A 15,694-nucleotide genomic window follows, 5' to 3' on the forward strand; every position below is an offset into this window, starting at 1 on the left:
AGGAGCACGGGCGCGGGCACGATCCATTACAGCTACGCGCTGGTGGACAATAACTCGGGCGATGACACCACGGCCCGCGGTGCGGTGGAGGTCAGGGAAGCCGATGGCGATGCGTCGGCGGCCAGCGCTCTGCTGATCGACCGTGTCGACGATGTGCCCGTGGCGCGAGCCGACACCGACAGCCTGGCCGTGGGCCAGTACACGGCCGAGACGGGCAACGTGCTCACGGGCGTGGGCACGACGAACACGAACGCCAGTGGCGTGGACACGCAAGGCGCCGACGGGGCGAAGGTCAGCGCGGTGGCGAGCAGCAACATGCCGGCGCACGCGGCCACGACCGATGCCTCCGGCGCTCTGGTGATAGATGGACAGTACGGGGTGCTGACGATCGGTGCCGATGGAGCCTACAGCTATGCGCGAACGGCGGGCACGACCGGCGGAGTGAAGGATGTCTTCGCTTACACGCTGACAGATGGCGACGGGGATGAGACCGGCGCGACGCTGACGATCGATCTGGGCGTTGCGGCGCCGACGGTCGATACGATTCCGGCGGCGGGTGCGGCCGGCGCGGTGGTGGCCGAGGCGGGGCTGGCTTCCCGGGGTCCCGAAGCGGCGGGCGCGGATGGGGACGCGGACTCGGAGAAGACCTCCGGGACGATCAGCGTTACGGCCGGGGACGGCGTGGGCTCGGTGGGTCTGGGCGGCCACGCGCTGAGCGCGGATGCGGCGCACCCGACGAGCTTTGACGATGGCGCGCAGGGCAAGGTGAGTGCGTACTACGCGTACGACAGGAGCACGGGCGCGGGCACGATCCATTACAGCTACGCGCTGGTGGACAATACCTCGGGCGATGACACCACGGCCCGCTTTGCGGTGGAGGTCAGGGACGCCGATGGCGATGCGTCGGCGGCCAGCGCTCTGGTGATCGACATTGTCGACGATGTGCCCGTGGCGCGTGCCGATACCGACAGCGTGGTTGAAGGAGGGAAAGTCACTGGCAATGTGCTGACCGACGGAACAGCAGATGTGTTCGGTGCCGATGGCAAAGACACCAGTGGCGGCGTGGTGGGCGTACGCGCGGGAAGCGATACGAGTACCGCGGCGGCAGGCGGCCTTGGTGGTACGGGAATCGCGGGTGCCTACGGCACATTGATTCTGAATGCCGACGGCGGCTATACGTACAAGTCCTCGAGCAACGCAGTGACGGCCGATGCGGTCGATACCTTTGTGTATACCATTCGTGACGGCGATGGTGATCTGTCGACGGCGACGCTCAAGATCGATGTGAGTGATGTGACGCTGACAGCCGATACCACGCACAACAAGGGAACGGTCGATGAGGCGGGGCTGGATACAACGACCGATACGGGTGATCTGGGCCATGGAACAGTGACGGGCTCGAATCCGGTCAGCACGGCGGAGACTGTGACGGGTCAGCTGGCGGTCAGCGGGACGGATGTGACGTATACCCCGATGACGCAGACGACGAGCTACGGGATGTTCGAACTGAAGGCCGATGGCAGCTGGACGTATACGCTGACCCATCCGTACAGTACGAATCCGGTGGCCAACGATGGCGCCAATGTGAGCAATGGCGTGGAAAATTTCACCTATACGGCCAAGGACGCCGGCGGGAATACGGTGAATGGCACGGTTCAGATCAGCATCAAGGATGATGTGCCGGTCCATCATCCCAATGCGGTGAGCGAGTTGGACGTTCCTGTCAGTACGGTGAGTGTGGGGGGGCTGGAAGCCGGCTTTGTCAATTGGCAGCTGGCGAACAACGGAACCTTGCGTCAAGCGATCAATAATGACAGCGATCCCGGGATTGATCAGATCATCTGGGGAGGTGGTGCGACGGCGAATACCTCAGGTTATTCCTTTGTGGATAATGAGAATCTTCGTCAGGCGGATACCAATCTTCTGGATACGACCTTCAAGCTGGGGATGTTCACTCACGATAACCATCAGACGTCTAGTCCGCTATTGAAAACGGTCGATCTTCAGGTTTCCATTCACGTAAAGATCGATGGCGTTGATCATGTCGTTCAGCAGACGATCAAACTGAAGCATACGGAGACCCCTGCTCAGCCGGACAACAGTGATGACGATATCATCGAAATCACCAACCTGACGGACGTACAGACCTTTACGGTGGGCGATCAAACCTATCAGCTGAGCATCAAGGGATTCCTGGATTCGAACGGCAATCTGGTTTCAACGATCCATACGAAGGAAAATCAGGCAAACTCGTTTGAGTTGTATGCGTCGGTCTCCTCTGTGGATGCGCTGCCCAAGGTCGAAGGAGAGCTCTTCGACCAGAGTTCCGACGTGACGACATGGCAGTATGGTGCCGATGGCGCCGGATCGGTGGTCTGGGAAAATGGCGTGGCGGGCGCCGGCGGCTCGACAGTGATCACGAACCAGTACGGGACCCTGACGGTTGGCGCCGATGGCCATTATGTGTTCGAGATGAGTCGGGAGGCCCGCGATGAATTCCCGATCGGTCAAAAAACACTGACCTACAACTACACCGTCACGGATTCTGATGGCGATACTCAGGTCGGACATATCGAAATCGACCTGAACGGCTACAAGAATATTCCGACCGTGCCGGTGGTCGAACATGAGGCTGACAACACGCTGCTGGCCAACGAGGCCAATCTGACGACCACCGCGGATACGGGGATCAATGTCAACAAGGATGTGTCCGGCGCCACGATGACCATTACGGGGGCGGATCAGGCCAATCTGAATGGCGCGGCGGTGATGGCCAGTGTCAAGATCGATGGCACACCGCAAACGACGACGCTGACCTCCGGCGGTCATGCCCTGATGTATCAGCAGGATGCGGCAACGGGCAAGCTGTACGCGGTCTATCAGGACGACCCCACGCACAAGGTATTCGAAGTGTCGGGGTCGGCGGCGGACGGCACCTACGCTGTGCATATGTTCCAGGCGCTGGATCCGGTGGTGTCGTCGAGCACGACCGTGCCGGGGACGAGCGGGACAAGCACTTTCTCGTTTGATGTAAACGGCAGCTGGATGAGCACCAGTGCGACTGTGGACGATCTTTCGCTGACGCTGACGGGCTTCATCGACAAGACGGGTGCCGATGGTGTCAAGAACAGTGGTGATCCGGCCGCAGAGGTCGTGGTGAGTGTCAACCAGGAATATGGTATCGGGATTGACAATCCGAACATGGCCAATGGCGATAATGATCGGCTTTTCCTCGAGAATAATATTAAGACGAACGCGGAGTCGGATGGTCCTTATGGTGAAAAGCTGCAGATGAATTTCGGCAGCACTGCCGGTAAACATGTGACCGAGGTGAACATCACGCTGAATAAATTCGGCAGCCACACGGAGGGGGTGAAATTTTATGTGTTTTATAAAAATGCCCCCATGCATGTGGAAGAGCACCACGGCTTGAGTGATTCGCCTGAGGGTAATCCCATGCATGGAGTGACCACCCAGAGTTTCAAGCTGACGGCGCCCGCCGGAGATGAAATCACCCATATTGTCGTAGGTTCTGTGGAAAATGGCGCCAGCCGGTTCTCGGTGGATGAAAAGATCGGCGTCAAGTGGCATACCGACGCCTATACCGTCCCCCATACGGTCGATCAGGACAGCCTGACCCTGCCGCTGGGCGCCACGGTGACGGACGGCACCGGGGACCAGGTTTCGACGAATTTCGATGTGTCGATCGATAACTCATCCAGCCAGAGCAATACCCTGCATGGCACGGACGACAACAGCGCGCTTTATGGCGGCCAGGGTTCCGATACCCTGTTGGGCGGTGCGAGTGGCGATCATCTGTATGGTGGGGCCGGCAACGACTTCCTGACCGGCGGCGCGGGCGATGACGTATTCGTATGGAAACTGGGCGACCAGGCCGCCTCGGGGCAGCCTGCGACGGTGGATCATGTGACCGACTTCGGTGTCGGCAACGGAGATCCGAAGGGCAAGGACACCCTGGATCTGAGCGATCTGCTTCAGAACCATACGGACCCCGATGACCTGACACAGTATCTCCACATCAGCAGTGGTACTGGCGCGGATGCGGGTAAGACCATCATCGACGTGAGCACGAATGGTGACGTGGCCAATGGTCATGATCAGCAGATCGTCATCGACAATGTCGATCTGGCGGCGGGCCAGGGAGGGGATCAGGCGGCATTGATCCAGAGCTTGATCAACGATGGCAAGCTGAAGGTGGATCACAGTTAATCCAGCCGGCCTGGTTTGTTCCGCGCTTCGGGGATCTCCCCGGAGCGCGGCGTGCGATGGCAAAGCATTGTGCGGGGGGTGATGTCTTGGACTTTTCCTTCAGGGCCTCGATGCACGTGCGATCAAAGACATGCTTACGTGTTATCCATAAAAGTTTTGCATCTCCTCTTTATTTGCGTCTCATCCCGTATCAAAATCAGGGCATGCCCCATTGCCAATCGATCGCTGTCAGCGCGCGATTCCTGACATCAGGGCTGACAGCGCTGATCCTGTGTCTGGCTCTGGCCTGGGAGTCGGTGTCTGCGGTCACGTTCGATCCGGACAGGCTGGCCGCCTACGCGCGCCGGCATTACGGAGGCCGGGCCGGTCGCGCCGTGGCGTCCTGGCAGGCTCTGCTGGTGAGGGCGGCACGGTTGAGCGAACAGGAAAAACTGCGCATGGTCAATGGTTTCTGGAACAGAGCGCTGGTCGGCGGAGAGGATATTTCCATCCGGGGGCGGCCGGATTACTGGGCCACCCCGCTGCAGTCCCTGGCCAAGGGTGCAGGGGATTGCGAGGACTATGTCATCGGCAAGTATTTTTCCCTGTTGTACCTGGGAGTGTCACCTGAAAAGCTCCGGTTCATCTATGTGCGTGCGCGGATTGGCGGCCAGAGTATTGCTCATATGATCCTGGGCTATTATCCCCAGCCGCAGGCGACGCCGCTGGTGCTCGGCAGCCTGGTGGACCGGGTCCAGTCCGCGCGTGACCGGCCCGATCTCACGCCGGTGTTCAGTTTCAATGCGCAGGGGGTGTATGTGCCGGGAGGCAAGCGGTCTCCGGTGGAAGGCATCGGCCGTTGGCGGGATCTGTCGTCCCGCATGCGGACCGAAGGTTTTCAGCCGTGATGGAATGAAAGGAGTGTCATGTCTTTGTTGCGACAATTGCTGTTGAGCGTGACGCTGGCGATCCTGGTGATCCTGGCAGGGGCGACCATTTTCAGCATCGATTCGGCGCGCCGGTATCTGGATGCCCAGCTTCAAGGCCAGAGCGATTCAACCGCCACCTCACTGGCCCTGACACTGTCGCAACCGTCCAATCAGGATCCGGCGGTACGGGAACTGCTGCTCTCCGTGCTGTTCGATAGCGGTCAGTTCAGGATGGTCGAGTTTCTGGATCCTTCGGGCCGGATTCTGATCCGCCGAGAGATCGAGGGCGGTCGTGATGGAGCCGTGACGGCACCGGACTGGTTCAGCCATCTGCTGCCCCTGGAACGGCACGAGGCTCAGCGGCAGGTGACCAATGGCTGGTCCCAGCTGGGAATCGTGCGGTTGCAGTCGAATGATGCCTATGCGCGCAATGCGCTGTGGATCGGCACGTCGCGGATCGTGATGCTGACGCTCGGCGCCGGCATTCTGTGGGGATTGTTCGTGTTCGCCCTGATGCGCTGGCTGCGCCGGGCGCTGAAAGACGATGTGACGGCGCGCGTCCAGGCCATGGCGCAGGGGGCTTCCGGAGGCGATCTGCCGCCGGTGCGTCATCCTGCGATGGCGGAATTGCGCGAGGTCACCCGGATCATTGCACGGACACACGAGCGCGTGCGAGCGACGGCGGTGGAGCATCAGTCGCGGATCGAGTCGCTGGAACTCGAACTGAACCAGGATGCCGTGACGGGGCTGGCCAACCGGAAATATTTCATCAATGAGTTCCGGCGGTTGCTGGAGCAGTCCTCTCCCGGCCAGGGAGAAGCGGGGCATGTGATGCTGTTTCGCCAGTGCGATCTGCGGTTGATCAACCAGAACATGAGCCGCCCGGTCGTGGACCAGTGGCTGCGCAATGTGGGCCAACTGGTGATGGAGGTTCTGCATGAGCGGCTGGGGCCGCAGGCCTGGCTGGCGCGCTTGAACGGGTCGGATTTCGTGTTCATCCTGCCGATGATGCCCGGCCCGGCGGCGGTGCGTGTCGCGCAGGCGGTGGGCGAGATTTTGCAGGCTCAGCGTCTGCAGCTGGGGCAGGCGGGGCTGTGCCGCTGGCGTATGGTGCTGACGGACTTTGAGCCGGGAGAAGGGTTCAGCGATGTGCTGTCGCGCCTGGACGAGGCTTTGATGCGAGCCGAGAGCGCCGGCCATACCGATGTGGAATATTTGCCGGATGAGGCATTGCGCGGCATGACTGGTGGCCGGGGTGGCGGCGAGCAGGCCTGGCGAACCTTGCTGCGCAATGCGCTGGACGAGGGCTGGTTCGCCCTGGCGACCCAGCGGGATCCTTTACCGACGGCAGAGGACCGCACGCTTGGCCTGCTCGCCTTGCACGAGCCTGGCGCTTCGGAGCCATTGTCGGGTTATCTGTTCATGCCGCCCGCCGTGCGCCTGGGGCTGTCGTCGGCCTGTGATGTTCAGGCGGTGAGTCTGGGGCTGGGGTGGTTGCGCGCCCATCCGGGCGATCTGGTGCTGCGCGCGTCTCTGGCCTCGATTCTGCACGAGGAATTCCGTGCGGAGGTTGCCGGCCTGCTGGCGGGAACGCCGGACCAGAGCGCCCGTTTGTTGATCGAGCTGGATTCCTATGGTCTGGTGGCGCATCAGGCGCAGGTGGTGGCATTTGCCGCCATGCTGCGCAAGCACGGAGTGCGCCTGGGTCTGCGTCGTTTCGCGGAGCAGCCCGAGGCGCTGTTGTACCTGCATGAACTCAGGCCGGAGTACCTCTGTGTGTCAGGGAATCTGCTGGCCGCCCAGACCGACAGTCCGGGTGCCCGCCGCCTGTTGATCGCCGTCCAGGAAACCGCTCGGGAGATTGGCGCGTCGGTGGACCTGGCCGCCAGGCCGTAGACTATAATCCTCCGCTTGCGCCACGGCCACAACCGATTGCGGATGCGCCCATTCTGGTGGCATCTTCCTCGACACGCCTCCGTAGTTAAATGGATATAACTTTCCCCTCCTAAGGGAAGATTGCAGGTTCGATTCCTGCCGGAGGCGCCATCTTTTCAGTCCTCTGCTCCCAACGCCACGGACACGGCTTTCGCGCTCAGCGGGCCGGTCAGAATGTCCGGCGTCACACTGATCAGGTAGCCGCGTCGTCCTCCGTTCAGGTAGACCGTTGCGTAGTCCAGCAGGCTGGCCTCGACCCAGACCGGCATGTGCTTGCGCGTGGCAAAGGGCGAGGTGCCGCCCACCTGGTAGCCTGAATGACGCTGCGCGGTGTCCGGCGCGCAGGGCGTGATTTTCTTGGCGCCGGTCTGGCGGGCCAGATTCTTGGTGGACACTTCGCGGTCGCCATGCATGAGCACCACCAGTGGCCGGGCCTGTTCGTCTTCCATGATCAGGGTCTTGGCGACCTGATGCAGGGGAATGCCCAGCTGACGCGCCGCTTCGCGCGCACCGCCATGGTCGATGTAATCATAAGGATGCTCGCCAAACGGGATTTTCTGCTGTCGCAGCCAATGGGTGGCGGGTGTCTCGGAGGTGTGCCTGGTCTTGGGCATGGAGGATCCTTGCGGGGGCGGGTCTCATGCGCGCGGATGGTGCTGCGCGTGCAGGGTCTTGAGACGCTCGCGGGCAACGTGGGTATAGATCTGGGTCGTAGAGATGTCGGCGTGACCCAGCAGTATCTGCACGACGCGCAGATCGGCGCCGTGATTCAGCAGATGGGTGGCAAAGGCATGGCGCAGAACGTGGGGTGACAGGGGGACATGGATGTCGGCCTGCAACGCGTATTTGCGGATCAGCAGCCAGAAGGCCTGGCGCGTCATGGCGGCGCCACGGCTGGTGACGAACAGGGCGTCACAGGAGCGTGCCCCCAGGATGTCTGGCCGGCTTTCACGCAGATGGCGTTCGATCCAGTGCAGGGCCTCCGCGCCCAGGGGGACCAGCCGGTCCTTGCCGCCCTTGCCCATGACGACGCGGACTACCCCGTCGCTCAGACTCAGGTCCTGGACGGCCAGGCCGACCAGCTCACTGACGCGCAGGCCGGTAGCGTACAACGTCTCCAGCATGGCCCGGTCACGCAGGCCCAGCGTGGAGCCGACGTCCGGCGCGGACAGCAACGCCTCGACCTGGGCCTCGGACAGGGTCTTGGGGAAACGCGCGGGTTGACGGGCGCTGCGCAGACCCAGGCAGGGGTCTTCGGCGCACAGGCCGCGCCGCAGCGCCCACAGGAAGAAGCGCCGCAAGGCGGCCAGGCGGCGATTGGCCGTGCTGGCCTTGGTCTGTCGGTGCTGTGCGGCCAGCCAGGCCTGGATATCCTCCTGGCGGGCCGCCTCCGGCGGACGGTCGTGCGTGGCGCGCAGCCAGCCGCCGAAGGCGCTCAGATCGCGTCGGTAGGCCGCCAGCGTATTGTCCGCCAGCCCGTCCTCCAGCCACAGGGCGTCCAGGAAGGCGTCGATCGTCGGAAAGGATGAGGGCTGCGCCATGTCCGCAGAGGCTTGCGTGGTGGGGATGCGAGGATTTTACTCGCCCGCGCCGGGACGGACCGGTGCGCGCTGATGAGCGCTGGAGAAGGCGGCGTTTGCTCGAGGTCAATCATTGTGCAGTGGCTATAGCGAAATATACCTATATATATTACGATGATCACCTCATCCGTTTATCCATGTCTCCGAACTTTGGGAACGGGCGGTCCATGATGAAAACCAAGGAGTACTGCATGAAGATTCGTACCTGGGTAGTTGCGTGCGCCCTGTCCTGCGTGGTGATGCCGGCCGTGGCCGGTGAAGTCCTGGTGTCGGCTGCCGCCAGTCTGACCAATGCGTTCAAGGAGCTTGCGACGCAGTATGAGGCGGCCCAGCCGGGTACCAAGGTCTTGACGACTTTTGGTTCGTCTGACGTCGTGCTGCGCCAGATCATCGAAGGCGCGCCAGCAGACGTATTCGCGTCGGCCGACCAGAAGGCCATGGACAAGGCCGAGGCCGCCAAGACCGTGGACCCCGCCACCCGGGTGAATTTCGCCCGCAACGAGGTCGTGCTGGTGGTGCCGGTCGACAATCCCCAGGGGATTGCGTCCCTGGCCGATCTGGACAAGCCGGGTGTCAAGCGCATTGCCTTGGGCAATCCGGCCTCCGTGCCGGTGGGCCGCTATACCAAAGCGGCCCTGGAAAAGGCCGGCGCCTGGGAGAAGGTCAAGGCGCATGAAATCCTGGGTCAGAACGTGCGCCAGGTGCTCAGCTATGTCGAGCGGGGCGAGGTCGATGCAGGCTTTGTCTATGCGACCGACGCCGCGATCATGAAAGACAAGGTCAAGGTCATCCAGGCCATCGAGACGCCGGTGCCGGTCGCCTATCCGATTGCTCTGGTGCAGCGTGACGGCCGTGCGTCCGAGGCGACCGGTTTCCTCGAATTCGTGCTGTCTGCCAAAGGTCAGGCCGTGCTGGCGCGTTACGGGTTCTCCAAGCCCTGATCCGATCGATCGATGAGCGATATCTGGATTCCGCTGCTGTTGTCCCTGAAGGTCGCCGGGTGGGCGACCGTGCTGGCGACGCTCGGCGGAATCGCCGTGGCCTGGGGCCTGTCACGCTGGTCCTCGCGCTGGTGCGACGTGGTCGATGCATTCCTGACCCTGCCCATGGTGCTGCCTCCCACAGTGACCGGCTATTACCTGCTGGTGTTGTTCGGCCGGCGCGGCTGGCTGGGTGAATGGCTGCAGTCGCATGGAATCGAGCTGGTCTTTACCTGGCAGGGCGCCGTGGTGGCGGCTGCCGTGGTGGCCTTCCCGATGGTGCTCAAGGCTGCGCGCGCGGCTTTTCTGGATGTGGATCACCGTCTGGAACAGGCCGCCGCAGTGCTGGGTGTCTCACCCGCTGCGGTGTTCTTTCGGGTCAGTCTGCCGTTGGCGACACGCGGCATCCTGGCCGGGGTGCTGCTGGCGTTTGCGCGCGCATTGGGAGAGTTCGGCGCCACGCTGATGGTGGCTGGCAATATTCCGGGCCGCACACAGACATTGTCGATCGCCATCTACGAGGCGGTTCAGGCCGGCAACGACGATACGGCCAATATCCTGGTGCTGGTCACTTCAGCGACCTGTATCGCCATTCTGTGCCTGGCCTCCTGGCTGGTGCCCGGCGGGCGTGGCGGCCGGTCGGCTCGCCGGAGCGCGTCATGAGTCTTTCCGTCGATATCCGTTGCCGGGTCGGTGGTGCCGACGGTTTTCTGCTTCAGCCGCGCTGGCGGACCGACGCCCGGCGGGTGGCATTGTTCGGGCCATCGGGGTCAGGCAAGAGCCTGACGATGCAGGCCATCGCCGGGTTGCTGCGTCCCGACCAGGGCCGTATCGAAGTGGCCGGGCGGGTGCTGTTCGATGCCGAGACCGGAGTGGATGTGCCTCCGCGGGATCGGCGGCTGGCCTATCTGTTTCAGGACTATGCGTTGTTTCCCCATCTGACCGTGCGCCAGAACATCGGCTTTGGCCTGCGGCGGGGCTGGCTGAATCTGCACGGTCGCCGCGATCTGCCTGCGCAGGCGCAACGTTGGGTCGGCGCTTTTGACTTGTCCTCGTTGCTGGATCGCTATCCGGCCGAATTGTCCGGCGGCCAGCGCCAGCGCGTGGCGCTGGCGCGGGCGTTGTCCACCGATCCGGGACTGCTGCTGCTGGATGAGCCTTTGTCGGCCCTGGATGCCGATCTGCGGGTGCGCATGCGTGAAGAACTGGCGCAATTGCAGCGCGACATCGATATCCCCACAGTCCTGATCACGCATGATCAGGCCGACGTTCAGTCGCTGGCCGACGAGGTGTTTCGCATCGCCCACGGAGAGATCCAGGGCGAGGCCGGGCGGGTTGCCCGGGCCTGAGGCCGTTGTCCCCGGTCTTTGGGCCATTCAGCACATTGCATGCGTCAATCCATCGTGCCGATCAGGATGTCGGTCGCCTGAAAGCTGGCCACAGCCTGGTCTCCAGGGGCGAGCGCATCGTTCGGGACATTCGGGGCCGCCAACCCGGTGATGCGGATCCTGGGACCGACATCCAGGCTGATTTCCGCCAGGGTGCCATCGTCCGCGCGGTGGCCGATACGGCCCGCCCAGTGATTCATGCCGTCAGGAACCGTGGCGGTTGTCGCCGGTGAGGCTGGGTGGGACGCCCTGGCCACACGGGCGCCCTTGACCGCACGGGTCTCCCCGGCGGGTGCCATGCCGGATGCCGGCGGCTGGATACGGACAGCCTGGGCCTTGAGGAAGGCCAGGGCGCGCCGGCCTTTGGCCAGCCCCAGACGCTCGGTGCTGGCATGAGTGAGTGTGGCGACCAGGGATACGCCTTCGCTCAGATCCAGCCGGATGCGGTCGTTGATGCGGCCGGATTCGAGGGCGCCGATGGTGCCCTCGTAGCGATTGCGGGCCGAAGTCTGCAGCGCCATGCTGTGCAGCAGGTCCAGGTGCCGGGTGCCGTCGGGGCCGAAACGGGCCAGTGTTTCCATGAAACGCTGATGCTCCGCCTGGGCGGCCTGGTACCAGGCGACGAGTTTGCGTGCCCGGTCGGTGAGATGGGCCCCGCCGCCGCGCTTGCCGCCGGTGACGCGCTCGACCAGCAGGTCGCCGGACAGGCTGTTCATCATGTCCACGGCATCCCAGGCTGCCTTGTAGCTGAGTCCCACCTTGCGGGCCGCCGCGCTGATCGAGCCCTCGGTGCCGATGGCGGCCAGCAGCGCCATGCGCCGCTCCGACCCCCAGCTCTGGTCGCCGCTGCGCAGGCTCAGGGTGGTGCTCAGTTCGAGGGGGGGGGGCGTGTTTGGCATGGAGGGGAGTGTATGCGGTGCGGGGGCCCGGCGTCGAGACTGGCCACGTAGCCATCGATTGCGCTTGACCAGCGGGGGACCCAGCCACTGGCCCGCAGCCGCGCGTTCGACAGGCGCCTGCCATCGGGGGGGCGGTCCGCCCGGGCGGGTATCGGCCCTCCTGCGATCTGCGCCAGTGTGTCGTACAGCACGGTTGTCGGCAACGGATGGTCATCCGTGCCGATGTAGCAGGGCAGCAGGGCGGTCAGGCTCAGCAGATGAGCGCAGGCCCGGGCCGCGTCGTCAATATGGATCCGGTTGGCCCAGTGCCCCGGGCCATCCGGCGCGGTGATGCGTCCGGCCCGCAGGTCGTCCACCAGCCGCAGCCGCCCGGGGCCGTACAGCCCCGACAGGCGCAGCGCGGCGCCGCGACCGGGCAGCCGGGCCTGCAGCAGGGCCTCGGCCTGCAGCATGGTCTCGCCGCGAAAATCCTCCGGACAAGTCGGCGTGTCCTCGTTCACCTCTTGATCGGCTGTGTCCGGCCCCCAGACCGCGGTTGAATCGACCAGGATGCCGCGTTGCAGCTGGTCCGCGCCGGGCAGGGCGGCCAGCAGGGTCTGGAGACCGTGTGGATAGGCGCAGGCATAGGCCTCGGGGGTCCGGACGTCGGGCGTGGGGGCGTACAAGAGGTGCGTGATGACGCCGGGTGCCGTTGGAGAAGCCAGAGCCCGGGCCAGGGTGTCGGCACGGTTCAGGTCGGCTTGCAGCCAGTGAATCCGGTCGTCGTCGGGGGGGATGTTCATGGGCCGTCGCCTCAGGCCGATGCAGGCCCAGTGCTGCGGGTCCAGCGCGTGTGCCGTCCGGATGCACAGGTCGCCCCCGATGAGCAGCAGGGTATTGGCTTGCACCAGCGCCTCGCCCATGCCTTATCCGAGGCGCCTCGGGGCCGGCCGGACAGTCGATGGACGCTGGCCCAGCGGTTCCCTAATAGAATGGCTGTATTTCGTCATTCGTACAGTCTATCCCATGAGCGATTCCTTTCCCTTGCGCCGCCGCCACCCCGATGAACTGATCGTGGGCCTGGTCTCCGTGTCCGACCGTGCCTCGTCCGGGGTTTACCAGGACCAGGGCCTCCCCGCTCTGAGCGATTGGCTGGCGTCCGCGTTGACGCAGCCGCCGCAGGTCGTCACGCGGCTGATTCCGGATGAGCGGGCAGGCATCGCGACCGTCTTGCGCGAGCTGGTGGATGAGGCGCGCTGTGATCTTGTGCTGACGACCGGCGGAACCGGGCCGGCGCGACGCGATGTGACGCCGGAGGCCACGCTGGATGTGGCGACGCGCGAGATGCCCGGGTTCGGCGAACAGATGCGCCAGGTCAGCCTGAAATTCGTGCCCACGGCCATTCTGTCGCGTCAGGTGGCAGTGATCCGCGAACTGACCGATCACGCCGCGTTGATCATCAATCTGCCCGGACAGCCCAAAGCCATCCGGGAAACCCTGGAAGGCCTGCGTGATGATGGGGGGGCCGTCCTGGTGCCTGGCATTTTTGCGGCCGTGCCCTATTGTCTGGATCTGATCGGCGGTCCGTATGTCGAGACCCGCGACGAGATCGTCAAGGCTTTCCGGCCCAAGTCCGCACGGCGGCCGGCGTCCTGATGGGCATGCGCGAACTGGGGCAGGAACCGTCCGGGGTGTGAGCTTCGGGCGTGTGGCGCTTTTGTGTCTGTGTCACCCCCGCGCGTCAGCAGCGATTCTCGTTCCGCCTTAAAATCCTGTCATCCGTTTCTTCCACCATACCATTCTTCACTGGAGGTCCTGTCATGGCCCTGGTTTCCATGCGTCAACTCCTCGATCACGCGGCCGAGCACGGCTACGGGATCCCTGCGTTCAACGTCAACAATCTGGAACAGGTCCAGGCCATCATGGAGGCGGCCGCGCAGACGGACAGCCCCGTGATCATGCAGGCGTCGGCCGGCGCGCGCAAATACGCGGGCGAGGGGTTCCTCAAATACCTGATTCAGGCGGCGGTCGAGTCCTATCCGCACATTCCGGTGGTCATGCACCAGGATCACGGCCAGTCGCCCGATGTCTGCCGCGGCGCCATCGAGCTGGGTTTTTCCAGCGTCATGATGGACGGTTCCCTGATGGCTGACGGCAAGACGATCTCTTCCTATGAATACAACCTGGATGTCACCCAGCAGGTGGTCGCCATGGCGCACAAGCTGGGCATCACCGTGGAAGGCGAACTGGGCTGCCTGGGCTCGCTGGAAACCATGAAGGGCGACAAGGAAGATGGCCACGGCGCCGAGGGCACCATGACCCGCGAGCAGTTGCTGACCGATCCGGAGCAGGCCGCTGATTTCGTCAAGCGGTCCCAGCTGGATGCCTTGGCCATCGCGGTGGGCACCAGCCACGGCGCCTACAAGTTCACCCGCAAGCCCACGGGGGACATCCTGTCGGTGCAGCGCATCAAGGAAATCCATGCGCGTCTGCCCAATACGCATCTGGTGATGCATGGCAGTTCCAGCGTACCCCAGGAATTGCTGGCAGAAATTCGCGAGTTCGGCGGCGACATGAAGGAAACCTACGGCGTTCCGGTGGAGGAACTGCAGGAAGCCATCAAATTCGGCGTGCGCAAGGTCAACATCGATACCGACATCCGTCTGGCCATGACGGGCGCCATTCGCCGCTTCATGGCGGAGAACCCCGCCAAGTTCGATCCGCGTGAATACCTGAAACCGGCCCGCGAAGCCGCCAAGAAGGTCTGCCTGGCACGCTACGAGCAATTCGGCACGGCCGGACACGCCTCCAGGATCAAGGCGACTCCGTTGCCCGACATGGCCGCGCGTTACGCGTCGGGTGAACTCAAGCAACTGGTGAAATGAAACCAATGAAGGCGTTGCTCCAATCTTCCATCGAGTCGCTGCCCCTGCTGGGGCGCGGCAAGGTCCGCGACATGTATGCCGTGGGCGAGGACAAGCTGCTGATCGTCGCCACCGACCGGATCTCGGCCTTCGATGTAATCCTCGACGATCCGATTCCCGGCAAGGGCCAGGTCCTGACCGCCCTGACCGAGTTCTGGCTGGGGCGTCTGGGAGGGCTGATCCCCACGCATGCCACCGGCATTGCGCCGGAGGATGTGGTCGCTCCCGGTGAACGGGATCAGGTGGCGGGGCGCGCCATGGTGGTCAAGCGCCTGGAACCCATTCTGGTCGAGGCGGTCGCGCGCGGTTATCTGATCGGCTCCGGCTGGAAGGACTACCAGGCCACCGGCGCAGTCTGCGGCATCGGCTTGCCGTCTGGGTTGCGTCAGGCCGAGCGGCTGCCGGAGCCGATCTTCACTCCTGCGGCCAAGGCCGAATTCGGCCAGCATGACGAAAACGTCGATTTCGGCTACGTCGTGGCCCAGGTGGGCGCCGACCTGGCGGCCGAATTGCGCCGCGTCACGCTGGCCCTGTATGCGAAGGCCGCCGAGTACGCGCGTGGGCAGGGAATCCTGATTGCCGACACCAAGTTCGAGTTTGGTCTGGACGCGCGCGGCACACTGCATCTGATGGACGAAGTCCTGACGCCGGATTCCTCGCGCTTCTGGCCGGCGGACGGCTACGCTGTGGGCATCAGCCCGCCGTCCTTCGACAAGCAGTTCGTGCGCGACTGGCTGGAAACCCAGGACTGGGACAAGACCGCGCCCGCGCCCCGCCTGCCCGCCGGGGTGCTGGACCGCACGGCCGCCAAATACCGCGAGGCCCTGGATCGTCTGACCCAGGGGGCGACATGAACGCGCCGGGCCGCCCC

13 protein-coding genes and 1 tRNA gene are annotated in these 15,694 nt (G+C 63.8%); 10 read left to right on the top strand and 4 right to left on the bottom strand.

Translation table 11 applies throughout. The features are described from left to right. The first annotated feature begins 42 nt into the window (after positions 1-42). The 4 genes from ACK5JE_RS00400 (at position 43) to ACK5JE_RS00415 (ending at position 7,184) form a co-directional block, all read left to right on the top strand. Entirely contained in the window at positions 43-4,230 is a 4,188-nt protein-coding gene (locus ACK5JE_RS00400; protein WP_416799742.1) for a beta strand repeat-containing protein, read from the top strand. 203 nt (positions 4,231-4,433) lie between these two features. Further along, positions 4,434-5,117: a transglutaminase-like cysteine peptidase gene (locus ACK5JE_RS00405; protein ID WP_416799743.1), complete on the top strand. Its 684-nt coding sequence runs from the start codon at positions 4,434-4,436 to the stop codon at positions 5,115-5,117. Between the two features lie 18 nt (positions 5,118-5,135). After that, on the top strand, positions 5,136-7,034 hold the full coding sequence (locus tag ACK5JE_RS00410) for a LapD/MoxY N-terminal periplasmic domain-containing protein (RefSeq protein WP_416799744.1): 1,899 nt from the start codon (positions 5,136-5,138) through the stop codon (positions 7,032-7,034). 75 nt (positions 7,035-7,109) lie between these two features. After that, positions 7,110-7,184 (top strand) — tRNA-Arg (locus tag ACK5JE_RS00415). 5 nt (positions 7,185-7,189) lie between these two features. Here ACK5JE_RS00415 and ACK5JE_RS00420 read toward each other — a convergent pair. Together ACK5JE_RS00420 and xerD are read right to left on the bottom strand one after the other, a co-directional pair. Continuing rightward, complete coding sequence (locus ACK5JE_RS00420) at positions 7,190-7,687, bottom strand: aminoacyl-tRNA deacylase (protein WP_416799745.1); 498 nt, start codon at positions 7,685-7,687, stop codon at positions 7,190-7,192. Positions 7,688-7,711: 24 nt separating this feature from the next. Continuing rightward, positions 7,712-8,614: a site-specific tyrosine recombinase XerD gene (gene xerD, locus ACK5JE_RS00425; RefSeq protein WP_416799746.1), complete on the bottom strand. Its 903-nt coding sequence runs from the start codon at positions 8,612-8,614 to the stop codon at positions 7,712-7,714. Between the two features lie 230 nt (positions 8,615-8,844). Between xerD and modA the strand changes: the two genes are divergently transcribed. The 3 genes from modA to ACK5JE_RS00440 are packed head-to-tail and all read left to right on the top strand — an operon-like array spanning position 8,845 to position 10,982. After that, positions 8,845-9,594: a molybdate ABC transporter substrate-binding protein gene (modA, locus tag ACK5JE_RS00430; protein ID WP_416799747.1), complete on the top strand. Its 750-nt coding sequence runs from the start codon at positions 8,845-8,847 to the stop codon at positions 9,592-9,594. 12 nt (positions 9,595-9,606) lie between these two features. Then, positions 9,607-10,296 carry a molybdate ABC transporter permease subunit gene (gene modB, locus ACK5JE_RS00435; RefSeq protein WP_416799748.1) on the top strand — a complete coding sequence of 230 codons (690 nt, stop codon included), beginning with the start codon at positions 9,607-9,609 and terminating at the stop codon, positions 10,294-10,296. Continuing rightward, positions 10,293-10,982: an ABC transporter ATP-binding protein gene (locus ACK5JE_RS00440; protein ID WP_416799749.1), complete on the top strand. Its 690-nt coding sequence runs from the start codon at positions 10,293-10,295 to the stop codon at positions 10,980-10,982. Before modB ends, ACK5JE_RS00440 begins: the two co-directional genes overlap by 4 nt. Before the next feature lie 44 nt (positions 10,983-11,026). On the opposite strand, the gene ACK5JE_RS00445 is transcribed toward ACK5JE_RS00440, so the two are convergent. Next, complete coding sequence (locus tag ACK5JE_RS00445) at positions 11,027-11,920, bottom strand: TOBE domain-containing protein (RefSeq protein ID WP_416799750.1); 894 nt, start codon at positions 11,918-11,920, stop codon at positions 11,027-11,029. Then, positions 11,890-12,822 (bottom strand): NAD-dependent epimerase/dehydratase family protein, encoded by a 933-nt coding sequence (locus ACK5JE_RS00450; RefSeq protein ID WP_416799751.1) that lies wholly within the window; start codon positions 12,820-12,822, stop codon positions 11,890-11,892. The genes ACK5JE_RS00445 and ACK5JE_RS00450 overlap by 31 nt, the downstream gene beginning before the upstream one ends. Before the next feature lie 103 nt (positions 12,823-12,925). On the opposite strand from ACK5JE_RS00450, the gene mog reads away from it, so the two are divergent. From mog to ACK5JE_RS00465, 3 genes are all read left to right on the top strand, one after another. Continuing rightward, a complete protein-coding gene (mog, locus tag ACK5JE_RS00455; protein WP_416799752.1) occupies positions 12,926-13,555 on the top strand; it encodes a molybdopterin adenylyltransferase in 630 nt (209 codons plus the stop codon). A gap of 164 nt (positions 13,556-13,719) precedes the next feature. Then, the gene (fba, locus tag ACK5JE_RS00460; RefSeq protein ID WP_416799753.1) at positions 13,720-14,784 is read left to right on the top strand and encodes a class II fructose-bisphosphate aldolase; all 1,065 of its coding nucleotides are present in this window, start codon (positions 13,720-13,722) and stop codon (positions 14,782-14,784) included. Between the two features lie 5 nt (positions 14,785-14,789). Beyond that, a complete protein-coding gene (locus tag ACK5JE_RS00465; protein WP_416799754.1) occupies positions 14,790-15,677 on the top strand; it encodes a phosphoribosylaminoimidazolesuccinocarboxamide synthase in 888 nt (295 codons plus the stop codon). The last annotated feature ends 17 nt before the right edge of the window (positions 15,678-15,694 follow it).

Origin of the sequence: Castellaniella sp., assembly GCF_047971665.1 — a bacterium.
Classification (GTDB): Bacteria; Pseudomonadota; Gammaproteobacteria; order Burkholderiales; family Burkholderiaceae_B; genus Castellaniella.

Bases quoted from the DNA above. Each gene is read 5' to 3' on its own strand.
- modB (WP_416799748.1), top strand. From the start codon at position 9,607: ATGAGCGATATCTGGATTCCGCTGCTGTTGTCCCTGAAGGTCGCCGGG.
- ACK5JE_RS00450 (WP_416799751.1), bottom strand. From the start codon at position 12,822: ATGGGCGAGGCGCTGGTGCAAGCCAATACCCTGCTGCTCATCGGGGGC.
- ACK5JE_RS00420 (WP_416799745.1), bottom strand. From the start codon at position 7,687: ATGCCCAAGACCAGGCACACCTCCGAGACACCCGCCACCCATTGGCTG.
- ACK5JE_RS00410 (WP_416799744.1), top strand. From the start codon at position 5,136: ATGTCTTTGTTGCGACAATTGCTGTTGAGCGTGACGCTGGCGATCCTG.
- fba (WP_416799753.1), top strand. From the start codon at position 13,720: ATGGCCCTGGTTTCCATGCGTCAACTCCTCGATCACGCGGCCGAGCAC.
- modA (WP_416799747.1), top strand. From the start codon at position 8,845: ATGAAGATTCGTACCTGGGTAGTTGCGTGCGCCCTGTCCTGCGTGGTG.
- ACK5JE_RS00405 (WP_416799743.1), top strand. From the start codon at position 4,434: ATGCCCCATTGCCAATCGATCGCTGTCAGCGCGCGATTCCTGACATCA.
- ACK5JE_RS00445 (WP_416799750.1), bottom strand. From the start codon at position 11,920: ATGCCAAACACGCCCCCCCCCCTCGAACTGAGCACCACCCTGAGCCTG.
- ACK5JE_RS00465 (WP_416799754.1), top strand. From the start codon at position 14,790: ATGAAGGCGTTGCTCCAATCTTCCATCGAGTCGCTGCCCCTGCTGGGG.
- xerD (WP_416799746.1), bottom strand. From the start codon at position 8,614: ATGGCGCAGCCCTCATCCTTTCCGACGATCGACGCCTTCCTGGACGCC.
- ACK5JE_RS00440 (WP_416799749.1), top strand. From the start codon at position 10,293: ATGAGTCTTTCCGTCGATATCCGTTGCCGGGTCGGTGGTGCCGACGGT.
- mog (WP_416799752.1), top strand. From the start codon at position 12,926: ATGAGCGATTCCTTTCCCTTGCGCCGCCGCCACCCCGATGAACTGATC.